The 21,650-nt window shown below is 66.1% G+C and carries 22 protein-coding genes; 4 read left to right on the top strand and 18 right to left on the bottom strand.

Going from position 1 to position 21,650, the window contains the following annotated elements:
• Positions 1–117 precede the first annotated feature (117 nt).
• A complete protein-coding gene (locus tag BJ6T_RS08765; protein WP_014491952.1) occupies positions 118–435 on the bottom strand; it encodes a ribbon-helix-helix domain-containing protein in 318 nt (105 codons plus the stop codon).
• Positions 436–675: 240 nt separating this feature from the next.
• On the opposite strand from BJ6T_RS08765, the gene mutL reads away from it, so the two are divergent.
• Positions 676–2,487: a DNA mismatch repair endonuclease MutL gene (gene mutL / locus BJ6T_RS08760; protein WP_014491951.1), complete on the top strand. Its 1,812-nt coding sequence runs from the start codon at positions 676–678 to the stop codon at positions 2,485–2,487.
• 109 nt (positions 2,488–2,596) lie between these two features.
• Here mutL and rsmD read toward each other — a convergent pair whose 3' ends face one another.
• On the bottom strand, positions 2,597–3,151 hold the full coding sequence (gene rsmD, locus BJ6T_RS08755; protein ID WP_014491950.1) for a 16S rRNA (guanine(966)-N(2))-methyltransferase RsmD: 555 nt from the start codon (positions 3,149–3,151) through the stop codon (positions 2,597–2,599).
• The gene (locus BJ6T_RS08750) at positions 3,152–5,248 is read right to left on the bottom strand and encodes a pseudouridine synthase (RefSeq protein WP_014491949.1); all 2,097 of its coding nucleotides are present in this window, start codon (positions 5,246–5,248) and stop codon (positions 3,152–3,154) included.
• A gap of 119 nt (positions 5,249–5,367) precedes the next feature.
• Here BJ6T_RS08750 and BJ6T_RS08745 point away from each other — a divergent pair, with 119 nt between their 5' ends.
• Complete coding sequence (locus BJ6T_RS08745) at positions 5,368–5,826, top strand: nucleoside deaminase (protein WP_038937053.1); 459 nt, start codon at positions 5,368–5,370, stop codon at positions 5,824–5,826.
• On the opposite strand, the gene BJ6T_RS08740 is transcribed toward BJ6T_RS08745, so the two are convergent.
• The 5 genes from BJ6T_RS08740 to BJ6T_RS08720 all read right to left on the bottom strand — a co-directional run bounded on the left by BJ6T_RS08740 (position 5,823) and on the right by BJ6T_RS08720 (position 10,325).
• Positions 5,823–6,728 (bottom strand): alpha/beta fold hydrolase, encoded by a 906-nt coding sequence (locus BJ6T_RS08740; RefSeq protein ID WP_014491947.1) that lies wholly within the window; start codon positions 6,726–6,728, stop codon positions 5,823–5,825. The genes BJ6T_RS08745 and BJ6T_RS08740 overlap by 4 nt on opposite strands.
• Before the next feature lie 167 nt (positions 6,729–6,895).
• A complete protein-coding gene (purD, locus tag BJ6T_RS08735; protein WP_014491946.1) occupies positions 6,896–8,179 on the bottom strand; it encodes a phosphoribosylamine--glycine ligase in 1,284 nt (427 codons plus the stop codon).
• A 281-nt stretch (positions 8,180–8,460) separates the two neighbouring features.
• Positions 8,461–8,760 carry a winged helix-turn-helix domain-containing protein gene (locus BJ6T_RS08730; RefSeq protein ID WP_014491945.1) on the bottom strand — a complete coding sequence of 100 codons (300 nt, stop codon included), beginning with the start codon at positions 8,758–8,760 and terminating at the stop codon, positions 8,461–8,463.
• Positions 8,761–8,763: 3 nt separating this feature from the next.
• Positions 8,764–9,318: a hypothetical protein gene (locus BJ6T_RS08725; RefSeq protein WP_014491944.1), complete on the bottom strand. Its 555-nt coding sequence runs from the start codon at positions 9,316–9,318 to the stop codon at positions 8,764–8,766.
• Positions 9,315–10,325 (bottom strand): alpha/beta hydrolase, encoded by a 1,011-nt coding sequence (locus BJ6T_RS08720; protein ID WP_014491943.1) that lies wholly within the window; start codon positions 10,323–10,325, stop codon positions 9,315–9,317. The genes BJ6T_RS08725 and BJ6T_RS08720 overlap by 4 nt, the downstream gene beginning before the upstream one ends.
• 147 nt (positions 10,326–10,472) lie before the next feature.
• Here BJ6T_RS08720 and xseA point away from each other — a divergent pair, with 147 nt between their 5' ends.
• The gene (xseA, locus tag BJ6T_RS08715) at positions 10,473–12,095 is read left to right on the top strand and encodes an exodeoxyribonuclease VII large subunit (RefSeq protein WP_014491942.1); all 1,623 of its coding nucleotides are present in this window, start codon (positions 10,473–10,475) and stop codon (positions 12,093–12,095) included.
• Between the two features lie 179 nt (positions 12,096–12,274).
• On the opposite strand, the gene BJ6T_RS47015 is transcribed toward xseA, so the two are convergent.
• A complete protein-coding gene (locus tag BJ6T_RS47015; protein ID WP_014491941.1) occupies positions 12,275–12,424 on the bottom strand; it encodes a hypothetical protein in 150 nt (49 codons plus the stop codon).
• A 210-nt stretch (positions 12,425–12,634) separates the two neighbouring features.
• A complete protein-coding gene (locus BJ6T_RS08710) occupies positions 12,635–13,459 on the bottom strand; it encodes a dienelactone hydrolase family protein (protein WP_014491940.1) in 825 nt (274 codons plus the stop codon).
• Between the two features lie 194 nt (positions 13,460–13,653).
• On the opposite strand from BJ6T_RS08710, the gene BJ6T_RS08705 reads away from it, so the two are divergent.
• On the top strand, positions 13,654–13,881 hold the full coding sequence (locus BJ6T_RS08705) for a DUF2093 domain-containing protein (RefSeq protein ID WP_014491939.1): 228 nt from the start codon (positions 13,654–13,656) through the stop codon (positions 13,879–13,881).
• Between the two features lie 16 nt (positions 13,882–13,897).
• On the opposite strand, the gene BJ6T_RS08700 is transcribed toward BJ6T_RS08705, so the two are convergent.
• The 8 genes from BJ6T_RS08700 to BJ6T_RS08655 form a co-directional block, all read right to left on the bottom strand.
• The gene (locus BJ6T_RS08700) at positions 13,898–14,212 is read right to left on the bottom strand and encodes a hypothetical protein (protein WP_014491938.1); all 315 of its coding nucleotides are present in this window, start codon (positions 14,210–14,212) and stop codon (positions 13,898–13,900) included.
• A gap of 1,093 nt (positions 14,213–15,305) precedes the next feature.
• Entirely contained in the window at positions 15,306–15,641 is a 336-nt protein-coding gene (locus BJ6T_RS08685; RefSeq protein WP_014491936.1) for a GYD domain-containing protein, read from the bottom strand.
• A 313-nt stretch (positions 15,642–15,954) separates the two neighbouring features.
• Positions 15,955–16,971 (bottom strand): tetraacyldisaccharide 4'-kinase, encoded by a 1,017-nt coding sequence (gene lpxK, locus BJ6T_RS08680; protein ID WP_014491935.1) that lies wholly within the window; start codon positions 16,969–16,971, stop codon positions 15,955–15,957.
• Complete coding sequence (locus BJ6T_RS08675; RefSeq protein WP_014491934.1) at positions 16,964–18,298, bottom strand: 3-deoxy-D-manno-octulosonic acid transferase; 1,335 nt, start codon at positions 18,296–18,298, stop codon at positions 16,964–16,966. Before BJ6T_RS08675 ends, lpxK begins: the two co-directional genes overlap by 8 nt.
• Entirely contained in the window at positions 18,261–18,974 is a 714-nt protein-coding gene (locus tag BJ6T_RS08670) for a lysophospholipid acyltransferase family protein (protein ID WP_014491933.1), read from the bottom strand. The genes BJ6T_RS08675 and BJ6T_RS08670 overlap by 38 nt, the downstream gene beginning before the upstream one ends.
• Positions 18,971–19,213, bottom strand: a complete 243-nt coding sequence (locus BJ6T_RS08665) for a DUF4170 domain-containing protein (RefSeq protein WP_014491932.1) — start codon at positions 19,211–19,213, stop codon at positions 18,971–18,973. The genes BJ6T_RS08670 and BJ6T_RS08665 overlap by 4 nt, the downstream gene beginning before the upstream one ends.
• A gap of 60 nt (positions 19,214–19,273) precedes the next feature.
• The gene (locus tag BJ6T_RS08660) at positions 19,274–20,092 is read right to left on the bottom strand and encodes a 3'(2'),5'-bisphosphate nucleotidase CysQ (RefSeq protein ID WP_014491931.1); all 819 of its coding nucleotides are present in this window, start codon (positions 20,090–20,092) and stop codon (positions 19,274–19,276) included.
• Complete coding sequence (locus BJ6T_RS08655) at positions 20,079–21,482, bottom strand: TldD/PmbA family protein (RefSeq protein WP_014491930.1); 1,404 nt, start codon at positions 21,480–21,482, stop codon at positions 20,079–20,081. The genes BJ6T_RS08660 and BJ6T_RS08655 overlap by 14 nt, the downstream gene beginning before the upstream one ends.
• Positions 21,483–21,650: the final 168 nt, after the last annotated feature.

Raw genomic sequence — 21,650 nt, 5'->3', positions numbered from 1 at the left:
TGACGGCGGAGAGAGTATCGTAGCCCGGATGGAGCGATGCGTAATCCGGGGGATCGCGAGTGAGCTGAATCCCGGATTGCTGCGCTTCATCCGGGCTACGCACTTTTGTTGGGATAGCTACTCGGCCGCATCGAGAATCGGCGTCACGGTGGCCTTGAACTCCGGCACCGTCACCATGCTCTTGGAGCGGTAGATCAGGCAGGAGCAGCGCAGCAGTGAGGCGAAATTATTGACCTCGCCGTGATGGTCGAGCACCTCGTTGTAGAGCGTGGTCAGGAATTTGCCGACGCTCATGTTCTCCTTGGCCGCGATCTCCTCCAGCGTGTCCCAGAACGCCATTTCCAGCCGGATCGAGGTGCAGTGCCCGCCGATCCGCAACGAGCGGGTCTGGGATTCGTAGTCGCGTTGGGGCTGGTGCGCGAAGAGATGGCACATGGCGTCCTCCCGTCCTGTTGCCATTTTTTCACGATGCTACACCGCTGTCCGGCCCCCACAATCAGGACCGTAGCAGGGCAACCGCTCCGTCCCGGTTGCGCAATTTTCTCGAACGTCCAATCCCTTCAATGTGATAGGCATCCCTCTTCCCCAGGCCGCCACACGGCTGTTGCCCAACACATGCTTTTGACGCAACACGGCCTAGAATAGCGCCGTCAGCGAATCCAGATCGAAAGCCCCATGCCCGTCCGCCAGCTTCCAGAGCAAGTCGTCAACCGCATCGCCGCCGGCGAGGTGGTCGAACGTCCGGCAAGCGTGGTCAAGGAACTGGTCGAGAACGCCATCGATGCCGGCGCGAGCCGGATCGACGTCTTCACCGATGGCGGCGGCCGTCGGCGAATCGGTATCACCGACGACGGCGGCGGCATGACCGCGAAAGACCTCGCGCTCGCGGTCGAGCGCCACGCCACCTCCAAGCTCGACGACGAGGATCTGCTCCAGATCCGCACGCTCGGGTTCCGCGGCGAGGCGCTGCCTTCGATCGGCTCGGTCGCGCGTCTCTCCATCACCACGCGGCACGCGAGCGAACCACATGCCTGGGCGCTGTCAGTCGAGGGCGGCGACAAATCCGAGATCATGCCGGCGGCGCTGGCCCACGGCACGCGCGTCGAGGTCAACGACCTCTTCTATGCAACGCCGGCGCGGCTGAAATTCCTGAAGACCGATCGCACCGAGGCGGAGGCGATCCGCGAGGTGGTCAGGCGCCTCGCCATGGCGCGGCCCGACGTCGCCTTCACGCTCGCAGGTGAGGAGCGCGCGCCCGTGACCTGGACCGCCGCGCTGCCCGGCGCCGCCGGACGGCTGACGCGGCTCGGCGATATCCTCGGTGCAGAATTCCGCAGCCACGCCATCGAGGTCCATGCCGAGCGCGAGGGCGTCGTGGTTGCCGGCTATGCCGCGGCGCCGGCGCTGACCAAGGCGAATGCGCTCGGGCAATATCTCTTCGTCAACGGCCGCCCGGTGCGCGACAAGCTGATCCTCGGCGCCGTGCGCGGGGCCTATGCCGACCATCTGCCGCGCGACCGCCATCCGGTGCTGGCGTTGTTCGTCACGCTCGATCCGCGCGAGGTCGACGCCAACGTGCATCCGGCCAAGACCGAGGTGCGGTTCCGCAATGCCGGCCTCGTGCGCGCGCTGATCGTGCACGGATTGAAGGACGCACTCGCGCGCGAGGGCCGGCGCACGGCCGCCAACAGTGGCGAGAGCGCGTTGTCCTCGTTCCGGCCGGCGTTCACGCCGCGGCCTGCGAGCTGGGACTGGCGCGCCTCGCCATCCGCCCCGGTCGCGCCGATGCCGTCGTTCGAAGGCTCCGCCGCGCCCGCCTTCACCGAGCGCGCGCAGGCCGCCTTCGATGTCGGCGCGCCCAGTGCGGACGTGCGGATCGAGGCACAGCCCGTCAGCGACCTCGTCGACCGCCCGCTCGGCGCGGCACGCACCCAGATCCACGAGACCTACATCGTCTCGCAGACCCGCGACGGCCTGATCATCGTCGACCAGCACGCCGCTCATGAGCGCATCGTCTATGAGCGTCTGAAGGCCTCGCTCGCCGCCAACGGCGTACAACGGCAGATCCTCCTGATTCCCGAGATCGTCGAAATGGACGAGGCGACGGTCGAGCGCCTGCTCGAGCGCAGCGAGGAGCTTGCCTCATTTGGGCTCGCCATCGAATCCTTCGGCCCCGGCGCGGTCGCGGTGCGCGAGACGCCGTCGCTGCTCGGCAAGACCAATGCCGGCGGGTTGCTGCGAGATCTCTCCGAGCACATGGCCGAGTGGGACGAGGCGCTGCCGCTGGAGCGCCGCCTGATGCACGTCGCCGCCACCATGGCCTGCCACGGCTCGGTGCGCGCCGGCCGCCGGCTGCGGCCCGAGGAGATGAACGCCCTGCTCCGCGAGATGGAGGACACCCCGAACTCCGGCCAGTGCAATCACGGCCGGCCGACCTATGTCGAGCTGAAGCTGAACGATGTGGAGAAGCTGTTCGGGCGGAGGTGACGGTGCCGTAGGGTGGGCAAAGCGAAGCGTGCCCGCCTCTATCGCGATAGCAGAAAGTTGGTGGGCACGGCGCGTTACACCTTTGCCCACCCTACCCACCGAGTGCGGACTACGGTCTCCTCAAAAACACGAACTCCGTGTCGTCATACGCCCGCCGCTCCAGTTCCTCGTAGCCCTCAGGCGTCACGAACTGTGCGGCCTTCGCCTCTTCGACCACGAGCAGCGCACCCGGTGTCAGCCAGCCACCGTCGCGCAAGCTGGCAAGGGACTTCTCCGCAAATCCCTTGCCGTAGGGCGGATCGAGAAACACCAGTGAGAACGGCTCAACAGGGTGCGCAGGCCCGAGATCAGTCGCATCGCGGCGATAGACCTTGGTCGTGCCGCCAAGGCCGAGCGTCTCGACGTTGTTACGCAGCAGCGCGCGGGCCTCGGCGCCGTTGTCGACAAACAGCGTGAACTTCGCCCCACGCGAGGACGCCTCGATGCCGAGCGCGCCGGTACCGGCGAAGAGATCGAGCACGCGCGCATCCTGGATCGGATCGTCATAGGCGTGCACGAGAATGTTGAACACGGACTCGCGCAGCCGGTCCGCCGTGGGGCGGATGTCGCGCGAGGACGGTGAGGCCAGATTGCGCCCCTTCAATCGACCGCCGACGACGCGCAATTAGTCCTCCCGCGGCGTCAGGTCGCGCTTGCCGTGATAACCGCGCTTGGGGCGGCGCGGCGGGCCGTAGCCGTTGGCCTCGGCCTCGTTGCGCTCGCGCGCTTCCTCGCTGCCGGTGCGCTGTACCAGCACGCGGCGGCCCTTGCGATCGTTGATCACGTCACGCTTGCTGGCAGGCTTCTTCTCGCGTGGCGCTTCGCCGTCGGGTGAAGAAGATTTCTTCGGCACGTCGAACTGCGCGCCCGACTTCTCGATCACCTTGTCGCCGAGCTGATCACGCAGCACGCGCGACTTGATCTCCTCGACCTGGCCTTCGGGAACCTCGCCGAGCTGGAACGGTCCGTAGGACACGCGGATCAGCCGGTTCACCTCGAGCCCGAGATGGGCGCAGACGTTGCGCACCTCGCGGTTCTTGCCTTCGCGGATCGCGAACACCAGCCAGACATTGGCACCCTGGTCGCGCTCCAGCGTCGCCTCGATCGGACCGTATTTGACGCCCTCGACCTCGATGCCGTTCTTCAATTCGTCGAGCTGCGCCTGCGTGACGTCGCCATGGGCGCGGACGCGGTAGCGGCGCAGCCAGCCGGTGTCCGGCAGCTCGAGCGTACGCGCGAGTCCGCCGTCGTTGGTGAGCAGCAGCAGGCCTTCGGTGTTGAAGTCGAGCCGGCCGATCGAGATCAGCCGCGGCAGGCCTTCGGGCAGATTGTCGAACACGGTCGGACGGCCCTCGGGGTCGTCATGCGTCGTCATCAGCCCGCGCGGCTTGTGGTAGAGGAACAGCCGCGTGCGCTCGCGCTCCGGCAGCGGCTTGCCATCGACAGTGACGACATCGTTCCGCGTGATGTCGAGCGCCGGCGAATTGATGACGCGGCCGTTGACGGCGACGCGGCCCTGCGTGACCATCTCCTCGGCGTCGCGGCGCGAGGCGAGGCCCGCACGCGACAGCACTTTTGCGATGCGCTCGCCGGCCTTCTTCGGCTTCGGTGCTTCGTCACGGCGCGGACGGCCCTCGAAATCCCGATCACGGTCCCGATAAGCGCCGCGGCCACCGAAGGCGGGACGCTTCTCGAAGATCCTGCTCTCATCCTCGTTTTCACGGCGCGGACGGTCGCCGAAGCGGCCTTCGCTGCGCGGATGCTCGTGCCAGTCGGAGCGGCCCTCGGAGCGCTCGCGCGGACGATTGAATTTGGGCCGGTCGCCGCGTTCGCCATCGCCATCACGACGAGGCCGATCGAATTTGGGACGATCGTCGCGCGGGCGATCGAACTTGGGTCGATCGAACTTCGGCCGCTCGCGGAACGGACGATCGCCGGACGCGCGATCGTCGCGCGAACGCGAGAAACGCGGACGGTCCTCGCCGCCACGCTGCCGATCGTCGCGCTTCTGCCAGGGCTTGTCTTCGCCGCGGTCGCGGCCGCCGAAATCCTTGCGCGGACCCTTGCCAAAGTCTTTGCGCGGCGGACGATCCCCACGGGGACCCGCATCGCGCTTCTGCCACGGCTTTGAATCGCTGCGCTCGCCACGATCGCGCGCACGATCGCTGCGATCCCCACGGTCGCGTTCGCGATCCGGTGCGCCCCGCGAAAACTTCCGCTCGCCGTCGAACTTGCGTTCCGGGCGGTCGCCACGCGGCGCATAGGGCCGCTTGTCGCCGAACTTCTTGTCGCCGAACCGGCCGGCGGGACGGGAATCGTCGCGATCCCGGCTGCGCGGCGGACGGTCGTCACGGCCATAGGACGGGCGATCACCGCGCGGCTTGAACGGCCGCTTCTCGCCATCGCGCGCGCCGCGATCGGAGAACGGGCGGTCGCCGCGCGGCTTGAAGCTGCGCTCCCCACCACCACGGTCGTCGCGCTTGAATTTCGGACGGTCGCTGAAATCGCGGCGCGGGGCATCGCCCTCCTCGCGGCGGCGGAACGGACGGCTGTCGCGGTCGCCGCGGGGCGGGCGGCTGTCGCCCCCCTCATGGCCGCGCTTGGCGAATTTCTTCTCGGGGCCGCGCGGCTTGCCGGACCGGCCCTTGGGCGGGCCACCCCTGCCCGGGCCTCGATCACGCCGGCCGCGGGAATCGTTGTCTTTGTCGCTGTCGCGAGGCATGAATAATCTCACTTAGGGGGTGGCCAGAAAGCATTGTGCGCGCTCGTTTCGAGCCGCATGCTCAGGCAAATCCGGTATTCACTCTTGCTGAAGGCGGAGCTACTAGCAGGTTTCTGGCGATGATACGAGGCTTGAAAGCCCCCTCTTTCATGGATTTGGCGCTCAAAACGGCCGAAAATGCCGGAAAGGCGGGCGAAGTTCCGATCGGATGCGTCGTGGTCCGCAATTACGAGGTCATCGCCACCGCGGCGAACCGAACGCTGACCGATTACGACCCGACCGCCCATGCCGAGATCGTTGCGCTGCGCGAGGCCGCCAAAAAGATCGGCAGCGAGCGTCTGATCGACTGCGACCTCTACGTGACGCTGGAGCCATGCACCATGTGTGCGGGCGCGATCTCCTTTGCAAGGGTCAGGCGGCTCTATTACGGCGCCGCCGATCCCAAGGGCGGCGCAGTCGAGTCCGGCGTACGGTTCTTCGCTTCCCCCACCTGCCATCATGCGCCGGATGTTTATTCCGGGGTCGGCGAAAGCGAGGCGGCGCGGCTGCTGCGGGAGTTCTTCCGGGAGCGGCGCTAGGGCGCCGAGAAGAAGTCGCGCAGCGCCGTTGCGGTGACGTCCGGGTTCTCCTCGGTGAGGAAATGGCCGGAGTCCACCGGCATGCCGTCGACGTTGGTCGCCCATTGCTTCCACGTATCGAGCGGCGTGGCGGCGGCCTGGGCGATGCCTGCACCACCCCACAGCGCCAGCATGGGCACGGTGATCTTCTTGCCGGCCTCGAAATCGGCCTTGTCGAGGTCGTAATCGAAATAGGCGCCGGCGCGGTAGTCCTCGCACATTGCATGCACGCGGGCGGGATCGCGGAACGGGGCGATGTAATGTTCGAGTGCGCGCGGGTCGATGGCGTCCAGCGTCTTCGACTTGGTCTGGCTCGCCATCTTGAAGCGCAGGAAGAACTCGCCGTTGCCCGAGATCAGCGTCTCCGGCAGCGGCGCGGGCTGGGCGAGGAAGGTCCAGTGATAGATCTTCAGCGCATAGGCGCGGTTCATCCGCTCCCAGTAATTATAGGTCGGCAGGATATCGAGCACGGCGAGCTTCGACAGCCGGCCGGGATGGTCGAGCGCCAGCCGATACGACACCCGGCCGCCGCGGTCGTGGCCGGCGAGCGCGAAGTGGACGTGGCCGAGCTGCTCCATCGCTTCGACCATGGCCTTGGCCATCGCGCGCTTGCTGTAGGGGACGTGCAGCGCATCGCTCTCGGGCATGTCGGACCAGCCATAGCCCGGCAGATCGGCGATGATCAGCGTGAACCTGTCGGCGAGCTGCGGCGCCACGCGGTGCCACATCACGTTGGTCTCGGAGAAACCGTGCAGCAACAGCAGCGGCGGCCCCTTGCCGCCGACGCGCGCGAAGATGCGGCCCAAGGAGGTGTTGATCCATTCGGAGGCGAAGCCGGGATAGAGGTCGGTGAGATCGGACATGGGTTCCATCACCTCAGAACAAAAATGTCGAAAACAACCCCATGCACAGTAGCACGGCGGCATCGGCGAGGGACGCTAAGCCCAACAACCGATTGCGCATTTTTGGAATGTCGATGTGGCGGAGCCGTGACGCCGCTGGCTTTGCGCGGCGACCGGAAAAAACGCTGTCAGCCCTTGGCCTTCTCGGCTTCCACCGCCTGCCAGCCGATGTCGCGGCGGCAGAAGCCTTCCGGCCAGTTGATGCGGTCGACGGCCTGATAGGCGCGGCTCTGCGCCTCCGTCACGGTCTTGCCGAGCGCGCAGACATTGAGCACGCGGCCGCCATTGGCGAGGATCGCGCCGTCCTTCTCAACCGTGCCCGCATGGAAGATCTCGACGGTCTCGACCTCTGCGGCGTCATCGAGCCCCTCGATGCGCGTGCCCTTCTGATAGTCGCCGGGATAGCCCTTCGCCGCCATCACCACCGTGAGCGCGGATTCCGGATACCAGCGCAGATCGAAATGCTTCAACTCCCCGTCGCAGGCGGCGATGAACGCCGGCACGATGTCGGACATCATGCGCAGCATCAGCACCTGGCACTCGGGATCGCCGAAGCGCACGTTGAACTCGAACAGTTTTGGGCCCTGCGTCGTCAGCATGATCCCGGCGTAAAGGATGCCGCGGAACGGCGTGCCGCGCTGCTTCATGCCGGCAACCGTCGGCAGGATGATCTTGGCCATGATCGCGTCGTGGATCGCGGGCGTGACCAAAGGCGTCGGCGAATAGGCGCCCATGCCGCCGGTGTTCGGGCCGACGTCGTGATCGAACACCCGCTTGTGGTCCTGCGCGGAAGCGAGAGGAATGGCGGTCTCGCCGTCGCACAGCGCGAAGAAGCTGATCTCGCGGCCCGGCAGAAATTCCTCGATCACGACCTCGGCGCCGGCATCGCCAAAGGCGCCCTCGAACATCATGGCGATGGCGTCCTCGGCCTCGCGCACGGTCTTGGCGACCACGACGCCCTTGCCGGCGGCAAGGCCGTCGGCCTTGACCACGATCGGCGCGCCCTGGCTCTGGACGTAATCGCTGGCGTCCTTGGCGTTGGTGAAGCGTTTGTAAGCGCCGGTCGGAATGCCGAATTCGGTGCAGAGCGCCTTGGTAAAGCCCTTGGAGCTTTCGAGCTGCGCCGCTACCCCGCTCGGCCCGAACGCCTTGATGCCGGCGGCGGTGAGGTCGTCGATGATGCCGGCGGCCAGCGGCGTCTCCGGGCCGACCACCACGAGCTCGACCGCATTGGTCTTGCAGAAGTCGATCACGGCGGCATGGTCGGCGACATCGAGCGCCACGCATTCCGCCTCCCGCGCGATGCCGGCATTGCCGGGCGCGCACCAGAATTTGGTCACCAGGGGGGAGGCTGCGATTTTCCACGCCAGGGCATGTTCGCGACCGCCGGAACCGAGCAGGAGAATGTGCATCGAGGGCTCGAAATGAGGGGTTTGCTGGGGGCGGAGGTCGCACGAATCGCGGCGGGTCTCAAGGGGAAACGGCCCGAACTCCCAGTCATTCCGGGGCGTTGCGGTTCGCTGTCTCCCTTCTCCCCTTGCGGGAGAAGGTGACGCGAAGCGCCGGATGAGGGGTATCTATCCGCGGAAAGACCTTTTGATGAGGAGCGAACCCCTCACCCTAGTGAGTCTGCGTCTACCGTCCTCGCTGCCCTCTCCCGCAAGGGGAGAGGGCGCAATAATCGGTATCGCCGCTAAACCTGCTTCCCCGCGATGATCTCCTGCAACGTCGCGACATGGCGCGCGAAGGCGCCGCGGCCGGCGGCGGTGGCGGTCACCGTGGTCTGCGGCTTCTTGCCGACAAAGGCCTTGTCCACCGAGACGTAGCCCGCCTTCGCCAGCGTCTCGATATGTGCGCCGAGATTGCCGTCGGTGGCGCCGGTGAGCTTCTTCAATCGCGAGAACTCCAGGCCAACGGAGACCGGCAGCGCGTTCAGCGCCGCCATGATCTTCAGCCGCAGCGGCTGGTGGATGATGTCGTCGAGCTCGGCCATGCGCTAGATCCGCCGCATCCAGAGTCCGCCGAGGATCAGACCGCCGCCATTGACGAACGCCATCCAGAGCGGGAACGCCTCCCCGATGTAGAAGAAACCGAACAATGCCAGTGCCGCGATGCCGAGGCCTATCGCGACGAAGGCGTAGCCGAACCAGAGACCCGCCAGCGTGTAGAACAGCATGAAGTAGAGCGGCCAGAACGCGCCGAGCTGGCGTGGACCGAAATGGCCGACGACGTTGGTGCAGATATAGCCGAAGGCGAAGAACAGCACGAAGACCAGAACGAGCCTGACATCGAAGGCGGCACCATGCGGACGGAGCGGTGGATTGAGCAGCCGGATTCCGACCATACCGCCGACGCCCAGAACATCCACGGCACCCCAGGCGTAGACCGCGTAGACCGGCCAGAGCCAGGTCACGAGATTGCCGGCGAACACCAGGGCGCCCCACCAGACCGCTGCGAGGCTTGCAAGCTCATAGAGCTGCGATTGCTTTACGCGCTGGACGATATCGTCGATGTCGGCCAGCGCTGCAGACGCCTCCTTGCTGTCGATCATGACTGCCCGGCCCCTCGCGTTGCGACGTCCTCGGCGATCACGGAGACTGCCTTCGGATTGGTGACGAGGCCCATATGGTTGATGCCGTCGATGATCTTGACGTCGACCGATGGTTTGATCGCCTGGACGGTCTCGGCATATTTGTCCGAGATCATCATCTCGTCCTCGGCGCCGGCGATAATCGTGATCGGTCGTGTCGTTGCCGGTAGATCGAGCCGGTAGCCGCGTGTCGCAAAGTTGCGCATCAGGCGGTCGGAATAGGTAGAGGTGAGGTACTTGGCCGAATTCGCCGGCACGGCGAAGGCGAGCACCGGAAGCTGTGCACAGCAGTCGACGCCGAGCTTACGCAGCGCCGTGAGCCCGAGGAAACGCGGAACGTCGGCACTGACCCAACCACCGTTGCTCGGCCGGTTGGTCGGCGCGTCATAGCCAAGATAGGGCGCGAGCAGCACGGTGCGCACGAACATGTCCTGCATGATCGGGGTCGCGGCGAGCCGCAGCGAGAAGCCCGCGCCAGCGGAATGGCCGATCAGGGTGAGCGGCAGGTCGGGCGCGCCCTTGCGAACATGAGCGACGAAATCGACGAGGTCGTCCTCGAGCTGGCCGACATAACCGATATCGCCCCGCGTCCCGGAGCCGCCGTGGCCGCGGATGTCGAGCGCCCAAGTCTCCACCCCGCGCGCGGCGATGGCATGGGTCAGCGCGTGATTGACGGTGCCACTGGAGCCGGAGGAGCCATGGATGAAGATCGCGCCACGGCCGGTCGCGGGTCCGCTCGAAGCGTAGTGGCGGAAGCCGATCCAGGTGCCGTCGCGGGCCTGAAAGCGCTCGAGCGGTGGCATGGTCGAGAAGTCGACGAGCTTCACGGACTCCGAAACCGATCGCATCTCAGGCGGCCGCTCCAGCGGCGTTGCGATCATCGCGGCCAGGATCAGCGCCACAGCGCCGACCGCGCACAGGGCCCATTTCAGTCCATGCAAGACGCCGCGCAGCAGCCGGATCGCCATGGCTCAACTCCCTTGAATCTATTGAATCTATCAATCAATAGAGAACTCTATAATACAGAGTACTCTTCACATCAATCCCCGGATTGGCGCCGCGCGGTGAAAATCCTTAACGTTGGGTCCGACCCCAAAATGCCGAATCGTTTGCCGATGCCGCCCGCGGAACAACTGCTCAACGCCCCCGAATTCACCGTCTCCGAGCTCTCGCAGTCCCTGAAGCGGACGGTGGAGGACGCCTTTGGCCATGTCCGGGTCCGCGGTGAGATCTCCGGGTTCCGCGGCGCCCACTCATCCGGCCACTGCTATTTCGCGCTCAAGGACGAGAGCGCCAAGATCGAGGCGGTGATCTGGAAGGGCGTGCACGGGCGGATGCGCTTCAAGCCCCAGGAAGGGCTCGAGGTCATCGCCACCGGAAAGCTCACGACCTATCCGGGCTCATCCAAGTACCAGATCGTGATCGAGGCGCTGGAGCCCGCCGGCATCGGCGCGCTGATGGCGCTGATGGAGGAGCGCAAGAAGAAGCTCGCCGCCGAGGGCCTGTTCGACGAGGCGCGCAAGCAGTTGCTGCCCTGGCTGCCGGAGGTGATCGGCGTGGTGACCTCGCCGACCGGCGCCGTCATCCGCGACATCCTGCATCGGCTGGAGGACCGCTTTCCGCGCCACGTGCTGGTGTGGCCGGTCAAGGTGCAGGGTGAAGGCTCGGCCGAGCAGGTCGCAGCTGCGATCCGCGGCTTCAACGCGCTGCCGGAGGGCGGCAGGATTCCGCGGCCCGACGTGCTGATCGTCGCGCGCGGCGGCGGCTCACTGGAGGACCTCTGGTCGTTCAACGAGGAGATCGTGGTGCGGGCGGCAGCCGAGAGCATGATCCCGCTGATCTCGGCGGTCGGGCACGAGACCGACATCACACTGATCGACTTCGTCGCCGACAAGCGCGCGCCGACGCCGACGGCGGCGGCCGAGATGGCGGTGCCGGTGCGCAGCGATCTCTTCGTCGAGGTCGCCGATCTTGCGCGGCGCACCCGCGCCTATTGGCAGCGTGCCCATGAGAGCCGGCGCAGCGAGCTGCGCGCCGCCGCGCGCGCACTGCCGGCCGCCGGCGATCTGCTCGCGATCCCGCGGCAGCGGCTGGATTCGGCGGGGGCGTCGCTACCCCGCGGGCTCAAGGCCAACACGCATGCGCATTTCCGCCGGTTTACCGCCGCCAGCGCCAAGCTGACGCTGCGGGTGCTGCACGGGCAGATTTCGCAGGCCGATCACCGCCTCACCGTGTGCGGCGAGCGGCTCGGCCTGTCCGCGCGCTCGCTGCTGCGGCAACGGCGCGACCGTTTCGCCGGGCTGGAGGTGCGCTTGCGCGCCTCGAAACTTTCGAATGCGCAGGCGCAGCGCAACGCAATTGCCCGCCAGCGCGAGCGCACGCATCGTCTGGCCGAACGCGCCGGCCGCGCGCTTGCCACGCTGTTGCAGCGGCTGGATGCCCGCGTCGAGAACAGCGGCAAGCTGCTCTCGGCATTGTCGTATCGCGGCGTGCTCGCGCGCGGTTTCGCGCTGGTGCGGGATGAAGCCGGCCATCCCCTGCATGCGGCGGACGCGATTGGTCCCGGCGCACGCGTCGAGATCGAGTTTGCGGACGGCCGTGTCGGCGCGACGGCGGATGCGGATCGCCCGGCGCCTGCCGCAAAGCGCGCGCCGTCGCAAGCAAAGCCGGCCGCGCAGGACGCCAAGCCCGCGCCGAAGCGCGTGGCCAAGCCGGTGGATCAGGGCAATTTGTTCTGAGGCGCGAGGGCGGCGTTCCGCCCTCGGTGTCATGCCCCGCGCAGGCCGGGAATCCAGTACGCCTCGGCTTCTCGGTGACCCACGGACGTCTCGGCGTACTGAATCGCCCGGTCAAGCCGGGCGACGACACCGAGTGTGTGGTGCGCGCATGCAGCCCCAACCACGTCATTGCAGCCCGCCTACCGGCAGGACAATCCCGCGTCGATCGTGGTCCAGAAGCCGCAATGTTCCGGTACGCGTTGCGGCGCGCCCGCGTGGGCTTCGAACAGGAAGATCGCGACGGTGAAGACGATCAGTGCGGATGAGAACAGGACGAAGCGATTGCGCATGAGGACTGCGTTTAATCGACATCGTGGTCGAACTAAGGCGCCGTCACCTGCTGAAACCGCCGCGACACGCGATACGTAGATTCACGGTCGGCCATACTCTGTGCAGGGCGGTGGTCGATGCGGGGCTGTCCGCCAGATTTGTTCCTCGGGCGGCCCCGCTTCCGCCTTCGCTTCTGTCGAGCTACGGCGCGACAAGTCCGCTCAGCCAAGCTACCGCGCCAGCCACTCCGCCACTTCCCGCTGCGACTCCGCGCGTGCCTCCGCATCGGTGCCGAGATGGCCGTGCTCGGGCGCGGCGGCGTCGGTGGTGCCGGCAGCTGCGTGCAGCGGCGTATTGGCGCGGTCGAAATCGTGATAGGCGCCGGGATAGACCACGATGCGCGTGAGCGCGCTGCGGCCGCGCGCGCCGTCGACCATCTGGCGGCAGGCCGGCGGCGACGAGACGTCGTCATTGGCGCCGATCAGCACCAGGGTCGGCACCCGCGCGCTCCAGCCGAGGCCGGCGGAGATCCGGCAATCCGGATAGAACGCGATCGCAGCGCGAAAATCCGGCCCGGCTTCGCGCGCGGCGCTCTGTGGACGCACCGCCCAGAGCAGCGCGCTGGCACCATTGGCCCAGCCGATCAGGCTGACGCGGTCGCGCGCGACCCAACTCTGCTTCATCAGCCAGGCGCGTGAGGCCGCGATGTCGGCGACGCGCTCGCGCCGCGCCTTGACGTGCATCTCCTTGACGCGGCATTGCGGCCCGAGCTCGCGCGAGCCGTAGCTGTCGGGCAGCAGCACGGCGTTGCCGGCCTTCAGCAATTGCAGCGCCCAGTCGCGATAGCGCGGCAGCACCGCTTCTGAATGATTGCCAAGGCCGCCGCAGCCGTGCAGCGCGATCACGGTCGGAAACGGCCCCTCGCCTTCGGGCTTGTAGAGTTGCGCATGCAGGACTCCGGACGACAGCGGAATGTCGACCTGCTGCGGCGCCGGCGCGGCGTGCGCGGCCGACATCAGCAGCATCAGGAACAGGGCGGTCAGTCGAAGGCGCATCGGATTCTGCCGTGAAAGATGCCGGAACCGGCCATCCCTCGCGCGAAGCACTATCATGCGGAAACGGCGGCAAAACATCACAAACCGGTGGGTTTACCGGGCGGACAAGCCACCCTATCTATGCTAAATCCCGTCCAACACATCGTGCCCTCCAGGGTTTTCCACGGAGAGGCCTTCCACGGAGACTTTCGACCGTGCTGAACAAGTTCGGCCCCTCGGGCCATGGCGAAGCGCAGGTGCAATATCTCGACGGCGATTTCCGCGTGATCTCGCCGGGGACCTTCGTGCGCTGCGCGATCACCGACACGCGGATTCCGCTCGACGAATTGAAGTACTGGAGCGTGGACCTGCAAGAGGCCTACGCCACGCCCGCCGCCGTGCTGCAGCGGCATTTCCCCGGCGCGCTGAAGCCGCAGCCGTGAGGCCACCGGCACGCGACTATTGCTGCTCCGTGCCATCGCCGCCCAGGCAGGTCTTGATGAAACTCTTCCTGGGCTCGCCGACAACCTTCTGATCGATCGCCTGCTTCAGGCAGTCGACCCGTGCCTGCGCCATGCAGAGCTGCATCTGGTCGCGCTTGTCCTGTCCCTTCAGGCTTTGCGTCGTCGCAAGACACGTGACGCGCTTGGTCGCGGGGACGGGCACCGTGCCGGTTGACGCAGCGGGAGCCGTCGTCGGCGCCGTCTGCGCAAACACGGGCGCAATGATCAGACACACAAGACTGGCAGCAACGGCCGCGGATGGCAGTTTCATCGGATTCTCCTGATCTTCCGGAACCGATAGGCGTCTTGCGATGAATGTCGCCTGAATGACAGGCCGCTGCAGGATGAGCAAAGCGTAACTTTCCTGCCGGCGTCGCACGGGCGGCACGGCTTTTCGTGCAGCATGAGGATGGAGACGCTGTTCGCGCGCACTTGCACTGCGCGCCTCGCCGCCGAAATGATCTCCGTCGCATCGATCCGCGTTGCATCGATCCGCGCTTGCACTCCGTGGTACGTCACTTCGCGCTGTGGTTGGATTTTTCGCTGCGGTTCGGCGCCCTCAAGTTGTTTGACGAAGTCTTGGTGAAACAGAGCGCTGCTAAACTGCATGTTAGGTAATTAGCCCTGCTCCTTTGCCGCACAGACTATCAAGTCAACCAAACGGCCCATTGAGCTTTGGAATTGGCGCAGTCTGTGAACGGGCTCATATCGAAGAGCCATCTGGCGGGCTACCATCACCTCGAAAATTCGCGGTGGCATATTTTGTAAATCGAAAGTCAAAGGATGGGGGTGATCATGCCCACCATACTAGACATGCTCTATCGTGAATATTGCCGCGCCCGCCTCGCTGAAATGCGGAAACAGCTTCTGATCATAGCTCAACGCTCTGAAGCTCCCGAAGCGCATCATCATCTTGCGGATCAGGGTGACGATGAGAGGACGGACGCACAACGCAAGACCGGTCGGGGCGTGCCGCATTGAAGCGGCCCCGAGACCGGCGAACTCTCCCGCGTAGCAGTGACCAAGCAATTGGCGGCAGTTTGGGAGCAAGCGATGAATACACCCGAATGCTATACTGTCATGGTGGCCTGCGTCTCGTGCCTGACCATCATCGGAATGATGGCTGTTGGAGCCTGGTGAGGGGACCGACCGCTGAGCCGGGATTGCACGCGGTTAGCGGTCCGCTGGCAAGCACGTTCAGTCCGGCGTACGGCGCCGGACGCAGCAGGCGCCATCTGGCATCGTCCGTCGATGGATGCCGGAAGGCCTCCGCCTCGCCTCAGCGTGCAGACCTGCTTCTTGCTGTGAGGTGAGCGTTGCCGCCGCCTGATACGATTGCGGCGGCATCGCTTGAGATCCGGATGTCAGCCTCCGGGCGGAATATACGAGGAACGCAGCTTCGCCGCGTTCTGGCGGACCTGCTTGATCTCGTCCTGCGTGAACAGCCGGGTCAGTTTCACGTTCTGCAAGGTACCCGCCGTGACGGTCAGACCGGAAATGGCCGGTGCCGCGCTGGGATCAGGCACATCGAAAATCACGAGAACGCCCGGACCGTCGGCAGCAACGCTGTACATCGAAATCAGCTTGCCACCGGCCGCTTCAATGAGTTTTGTCGCCGCCTCCTGGCGATTGGTCGTGGGGTTTTCCAAAATGGCGTTGAGAGCGCGTGGCGTATATTGTCCAGTGAGGCAAAAATGCATGGCATGTTCTCCTCTGAGCTTTTGGCAATAACTCTCCTGCCGTTCCGAACTGATCGTAACGGTCTCGCGTCTGAAATGATGAAGGTACGCTGCCCGCCGTGGGCATAAACGCCGCCGATGATTGCCGGGAGTTCGGCACGTCCCGGTGACGGCTCTCGTGCAAGGCTACATCAACTCCCGAACGTGCGGAAGACAATTCATCCGCCGCGACATGTCGCCCCGATCAATTGCCGCATATCCCATGGCGCGCGGTGTTGGGTTACGGCGGAGCGCTTTGTCCGCGCCAAGAAATCATCAAAAAATCATAAAGAAATCATCGCCTGGCGAACCGCCGCTCGCGCGCCTTGTAGAGATGATCGCTGATCAATTGCCGGAGCGCGGCCGGATCATCGAATTCGAGCTGCACCGCGAACGGCACGATGCCGCCGGGCACGCCTTCGCGGCCGCGCAGGCGCGCAAGATCCTTTTCCGTCGTCACCAGCGTGAGCTGCTCGCGCTGCGCCTCCGCTGCGAGCGCGGCGATCTCGTTCTGCGAAAACATGTGGTGATCGGCGAAGGGGCGCGTGCGCGCGACCTCGATGCCGCAGGCGCGCAAGCTGCGGAAGAAACGCGCGGGATCGCCGATGCCGGCGAACGCAAACACGCGTTTACCGAGGAGTTGCGCGACCGAGGCCGCATCCGGCTTCAGGCGCGCGCGCAGCTCCGGCTTGTTGCGCTTCGCAAGCTCCGCCGCGACATCGTTGGCGGCATGGCCATTGCCGATCAGCACCAGCGCATCGGTGCGCGCGAGCTGCGCCTTCAGCGGCGCGCGCAGGGGACCGGCCGGAAACACCTTGCCGTTGCCGAGGCCGCGCTCGCTGTCGATCACGATCAGGGAGGCGTCCTTCTGCAGGCGCGGGTTCTGGAAGCCGTCGTCCATCAGGATCACGGTCGCGCCCCGCGACTTCGCGAGCGCGACGCCTTCGAGACGGTCGTGCGCGACCACGACAGGAACGTCGCGCACCATCATCAGCGGCTCGTCGCCGATGTCGGACGCGGTGTGGCGCTCGCGGTCGACCATGACCGGACCCTTGAGGCGTCCGCCATAACCGCGGCTGAGCACCACCGGCGTCTCGCCGAGCTCGCGCAACAGCTTCGTCAATGCGAGCACGGTCGGCGTCTTGCCGGCGCCGCCGACATGGTAGTTGCCGACGCAGATCACGGGGATGCCGGCGTCAAAGCCCTGGCGCAGCATGCGCCGTTCGGTGATCGCGCCATAGAGCAAGCCCAACGGCCGTAACGCATGAGACTTGAAGGAACGCGGCCGGTACCAGAAGGCCGGCTCACGCATTGGCGGCCCCCATCTCGATGGTCAGTTGCAGCAGATAGGGCTCGAGCGCCGTCATCGTGCGATTGAGCGCGCCGCCGAGATCCTCGACCACGCCTGAGCCTGCGCGCTGCATCCCGTCGCGCACCGTGGGATCGGCCAGCAACTGACCGAGCTGCTTGACCAGCGTCTCCTGCGTGTCGGCCTGGCGCGCGCCGCCGCTGCTATCGAGCGCCTCGTAGACATCGGCGAAGTTGAAGACGTGCGGACCATGGACGATCGCGGCGCCGAGCTTGATCGCCTCAATCGGATTCTGGCCGCCATGGCGGATCAGCGATCCGCCCATGAACACGACCGGCGAGAGGCGGTAGAACAAGCCGAGCTCGCCCATGGTGTCGGCGACATAGACGTCGGTCGCGGCGGTCGGCAATTCCCCGCGCGAGCGCAACGCCGGCTTCAGGCCCGACGCCGTGATCAAGCCCGCGATCGAGGCGCCGCGATCCGGATGCCGCGGCACGATCACGGTCAGAAGCTGCGGGAAGAAACCGACGAGGCTGCGATGCGCCGCGATCAGCATCTCGTCCTCGCCCGGATGGGTCGAGGCCGCGACGGTGATCGGGCGGCCGCGCGTCATCGCCGTCAGCCGCTCGAGCTTGGCGGGATCGGCCGGCGGCGCGGCCACGTCGAGCTTGAGATTGCCCGTGGTGACGACGTCGCGGCCGCCGAGCGCCGAGAAGCGCTCCGCATCGGTCTTCGATTGCGCCAGGCAGATGTCGAACCGCGACAGCAGCGCCGAGATGGTGCCGTACATCCGCCGCCAGCGCGGGAAGGAGCGCGGCGACATCCGCCCGTTGATCAACACCATCGGCAGGCGGCGCGCGGCGCCCGCCAGGATCAGGTTCGGCCACAAATCGGATTCGATGAACAGCGCCAGCGACGGCTTCCAGTGATCGAGGAAGCGCGCGACATAGCGCGGGGAATCATACGGCACGTATTGATGGATGACGTCGGGCGGAAAGCGCTTTGCGACCACGGCGGCGGAGGTGACGGTACCCGAGGTGAGCAGGATGCGCAGATTGAGGTCGCGCAGGCGCTCGACCAGCGCGGCTGCGGCGAGCACCTCGCCGACGCTGGCGCCGTGAATCCAGACCACGGGGCCGTGCGGACGCACGTCCCGGGACAGGCCCCGCCGCTCGTCGACGCGCGCGGGATCCTCCTTGCCCTGCTTCAGCCGCCGCTTGATCAGCGCCGGCGCAAGCGGCACCAGGCCCGAGGCCAGGCGCCGGTACATCCGCAGCGTTATCGGCAGCGAATTAGCCATCTTGGGGCCCCGGACGGCCGAGTTGCGCATAGGCGCGGCGGGTCGCCTCGTTCAAGGTCTCTTCCAGCTCCAGCCGCAGCGCTTCCATGGTGGCGGCGTCGGCATCCGGCGGCACGTGGATTTCCTTGATGCCGACCAATGCGCCCCGCCCGAACGGCAGGTTGATGGTGGTGCGGTCCCAGTTCTTGAGCCGGATGAAGCGGCTGGTCGCCATCGCGAAAGGCATGATCGGCCGCCCTGATTCCCGTGCCAGCATGATGATGCCGAGTCCGGCCACGCGCGAGCGCTTCGGGACATCGGCGGTCAGCGCGACATTACAACCGTCCTGGAGCGTGTGCACCATTTCCCTGAACGCGCCCACCCCGCCCTTGCGGTGGAAGGCGCCGCCGTGGTCACCGGAACCACGGATCAGGCCGATGCCGAGCCGCTCGACGGCGATCGCGTTGAACTCGCCGTCGCGATGCCGCGAGATCAGGACCTTGGCCCGGTGGGACTCCTTTTTCTTGATGAAGGGCGTGAGGAAATGCTGGCCGTGCCAGAAGGCGAAGATCGCGGGAATCTGGGGCTCGACGATCTCATAGACATCCGGCGGATCGAACGTGAACTTGTTGGTCCGCCAGACCAGACGCAGATATTCGGCCGCCAGAACCCCGACGGCACGCTGAAGCCAGCTGCTTCGCAGCGTATTGCGAAGCAGTTTTTTCAACGCGCCGGTTCTTGATTCGGGTCGAGCAGCCGATGGAGATGGACGATGAAGTAGCGCATCTGCGCGTTGTCGACCGTGCTCTGCGCCTTGGCGCGCCAGGCGACGTGAGCGGACGCATAGTTCGGATAGAGGCCGACGATCTCGACGTCATCGAGGTTCTTGAAGGTGTTGTGCTCGAGATCGAGCAGTTCGCCGCCGATGACGAGATGCAGCAATTGTTGCGGGGCACTATCTGGCATGGGTTCTGTTCCTAACGGGCTGCCCGGCAAAGCAGTGTTCGAGAAGCACGGCGGATGCACTCAGGGCAAGGGCCGATTTCGAAAATGCGCGACGATGCCCGCATGACGATCGCGACCCGCTGCCACCAGCACCCCGTGCGTGACTTCCCGGCGGTTATAGAGGATGGGATCTCCGGAGAGGTCGCTCATCCTACCATCCGCTTCCTGCACGATCAAATCGGCCGCCGCAAGGTCCCAATCATGGCTGTTGCCCCCGGCAAAAGCCGCATCCAGCACGCCATCGGCGACCCGGCACAGGCGCAGCGCGAGCGAACCGATTCGCGGATGCAGCTTGATGTCGCCGCCGGCCGTATTGAGCCGCTCGACCATCGGCTTCGGGCCGGCGACGCGGGAGAAGTCGAGCGCGGATCCGGACGCCGCCCGCACGGCTTTGCCATTGAGCGTCGTGCCCTGCCCGCGGGCCGCGAAGAAGAACTCGCCGGTTGCGGGCGCGAACACCGCAGCCAGCACCGGCGAGGCATCCTCGACCAGCGCGACGCTGACGCACCATTCGTCATGGCCGCCGAGATAATTGCGGGTGCCGTCGATGGGATCGACCACCCAGGTCCGCCGCCGCGACAGCCGCACCTCGTCGTCGGCGCTCTCCTCGGACAGCCAGCCATAATCGGGCGTCGCCGCGCGCAGGCGCGCTTCGAGCAGGTCGTTGACGGCAATGTCGGCTTCCGACACCGGCGAAGACGCGCCCTTGGTCCACTTCCTCAATTCGGTGCGAAACATCGACTGCGCGAGGCTGCCTGCCTCCCGCACCGCGTCCTGCAGCAGCGCCGCCTCGCGCGTCAGGATGGTTTCGTCCGTTGCATGCGCGTCAGCGTCCGCCAAGCGTCAAACCCTCGATGCGCACCGTCGGCGCATTGATGCCGTAGCGGAACTCGAGATTGTTCGCCGGTTGCATCGACTTGAAGATCTCGAACAGATGGCCCGCGATCGTGACCTCGCTGACGGGGTAGGTCAGCTCGCCATTCTCGATCCAGAAGCCCGAGGCGCCGCGGCTGTAATCGCCGGTGACGCCGTTGACGCCGGAGCCGATCAGGTCGGTGACGTAGAAGCCCTGCTTGATGTCGGCGATCAGCTCGGCCGGGGTCGGCGTGCCCGGTTCGAGATGCAGATTGTACGGCCCCGGCGACGGCGAGGACGAGACGCCGCGATGGGCGTGGCCGGTGGTGGTGAGGCCGAGCTCGCGTGCGGTCGCGCAGTCGAGCAGCCAGGTCGTCAGCACGCCCTCGTCGACCAGCGCGATCTTCTTCACCGCGACGCCTTCGGCATCGAAGGTCTGCGAGCGCAGGCCGCGCTTGCGCAGGGGATCGTCGATGATGCGGATGTTCTTGGCGAACAGCTGCTGACCGAGCTTGTCCTTCAGGAAGCTGGTCTTGCGTGCGATCGAGGCGCCGTTGATGGCACCGACGACGTGGCCGACCAGCGAGCCCGCGACGCGCGGATCGAACACGACCGGCACCTTGCAGGTCTCGACCTTGCGCGGATTGGAACGCGCCACGGTGCGCTCGCCGGCGGAACGGCCGACGACTTCCGGCGACAGGAGATCGGCGCCGTGCGGCGCCGAGGTGAAGTCGTAATCACGCTCCATGCCGGTGCCTTCGCCCGATATCGCGGTCGCCGAAATGCCCTGGCTGGAACGCAAATAAGAACCATGGAAGCCGGTGCTGGTGACGAGCACCATGCCGCCCATGCCGGCGGAGGCGGAGGCGCCGCCGGACTTGGTCACGCCCTTGACGGCGAGCGCGGCAGCCTCGGCTTCGAGCGCGCGGCGCTCGAGCTCGGAGGTCGCGGGCACGTCGGGATCGAGCAGATCGAGATCGGGGAAGTCGCGCGCGAGCAGCGCGGGATCGGCGAGGCCGACATATTTGTCGTCGGGTGCGACGCGCGCCATCGCAACCGCGCGCTCGGCAAGCTTGGTCACGGCATCGCCGCTGACGTCGTTGGTCGAGACCACCGCCTGGCGCTGGCCGACCAGCACGCGCAGGCCGACATCATCGCCCTCGGAGCGTTCGGATTCCTCGACGCGCCCGTCACGCACCTCGACGCCCTGCGAGACGCCGCGCACGGCGACCGCATCGGCCGCATCCGCACCGGCGCGCTTGGCCGCCTCGACCAGCCGCTGCGCGAGATCGGAGAGCGCGGACTGATCGAACAGGTCGCGATTGGCTTTGGACGAATCCTGGGGCGAAAGCGTCGAGCTTGGTGAAGGGTTCACAAACGAAATCCTGTTGCGGCGGGAGGTTTCGGGGCGATACCGGCCCTGAACACCAGATGTGCCCAATTGGTACGGACTTCAAGCGTTTTCAGCCCGCAAAAAGCTCAGATTCGCAAGTCCAGCGCAACGTCTCGTCAATCATGCGTGCCAAGGTCTTGTCAATCATGA

Source organism: Bradyrhizobium japonicum USDA 6, assembly GCF_000284375.1.
Lineage (GTDB): Bacteria > Pseudomonadota > Alphaproteobacteria > Rhizobiales > Xanthobacteraceae > Bradyrhizobium > Bradyrhizobium japonicum.
The sequence above is the reverse complement of the archived record's forward strand: the minus strand, read 5'-3'. Positions and strand labels throughout refer to the sequence as shown.

What these genes read in the sequence shown, in the direction of transcription:
- BJ6T_RS08765 (WP_014491952.1), bottom strand. Translation starts at nt 435, where the DNA reads ATGTGCCATCTCTTCGCGCACCAGCCCCAACGCGACTACGAATCCCAG.
- mutL (WP_014491951.1), top strand. Translation starts at nt 676, where the DNA reads ATGCCCGTCCGCCAGCTTCCAGAGCAAGTCGTCAACCGCATCGCCGCC.
- BJ6T_RS08750 (WP_014491949.1), bottom strand. Translation starts at nt 5,248, where the DNA reads ATGCCTCGCGACAGCGACAAAGACAACGATTCCCGCGGCCGGCGTGAT.
- BJ6T_RS08745 (WP_038937053.1), top strand. Translation starts at nt 5,368, where the DNA reads ATGATACGAGGCTTGAAAGCCCCCTCTTTCATGGATTTGGCGCTCAAA.
- BJ6T_RS08740 (WP_014491947.1), bottom strand. Translation starts at nt 6,728, where the DNA reads ATGTCCGATCTCACCGACCTCTATCCCGGCTTCGCCTCCGAATGGATC.
- purD (WP_014491946.1), bottom strand. Translation starts at nt 8,179, where the DNA reads ATGCACATTCTCCTGCTCGGTTCCGGCGGTCGCGAACATGCCCTGGCG.
- BJ6T_RS08730 (WP_014491945.1), bottom strand. Translation starts at nt 8,760, where the DNA reads ATGGCCGAGCTCGACGACATCATCCACCAGCCGCTGCGGCTGAAGATC.
- BJ6T_RS08725 (WP_014491944.1), bottom strand. Translation starts at nt 9,318, where the DNA reads ATGATCGACAGCAAGGAGGCGTCTGCAGCGCTGGCCGACATCGACGAT.
- BJ6T_RS08720 (WP_014491943.1), bottom strand. Translation starts at nt 10,325, where the DNA reads ATGGCGATCCGGCTGCTGCGCGGCGTCTTGCATGGACTGAAATGGGCC.
- xseA (WP_014491942.1), top strand. Translation starts at nt 10,473, where the DNA reads ATGCCGCCCGCGGAACAACTGCTCAACGCCCCCGAATTCACCGTCTCC.
- BJ6T_RS47015 (WP_014491941.1), bottom strand. Translation starts at nt 12,424, where the DNA reads ATGCGCAATCGCTTCGTCCTGTTCTCATCCGCACTGATCGTCTTCACC.
- BJ6T_RS08710 (WP_014491940.1), bottom strand. Translation starts at nt 13,459, where the DNA reads ATGCGCCTTCGACTGACCGCCCTGTTCCTGATGCTGCTGATGTCGGCC.
- BJ6T_RS08700 (WP_014491938.1), bottom strand. Translation starts at nt 14,212, where the DNA reads ATGAAACTGCCATCCGCGGCCGTTGCTGCCAGTCTTGTGTGTCTGATC.
- BJ6T_RS08685 (WP_014491936.1), bottom strand. Translation starts at nt 15,641, where the DNA reads ATGCATTTTTGCCTCACTGGACAATATACGCCACGCGCTCTCAACGCC.
- lpxK (WP_014491935.1), bottom strand. Translation starts at nt 16,971, where the DNA reads ATGCGTGAGCCGGCCTTCTGGTACCGGCCGCGTTCCTTCAAGTCTCAT.
- BJ6T_RS08675 (WP_014491934.1), bottom strand. Translation starts at nt 18,298, where the DNA reads ATGCGCAACTCGGCCGTCCGGGGCCCCAAGATGGCTAATTCGCTGCCG.
- BJ6T_RS08665 (WP_014491932.1), bottom strand. Translation starts at nt 19,213, where the DNA reads ATGCCAGATAGTGCCCCGCAACAATTGCTGCATCTCGTCATCGGCGGC.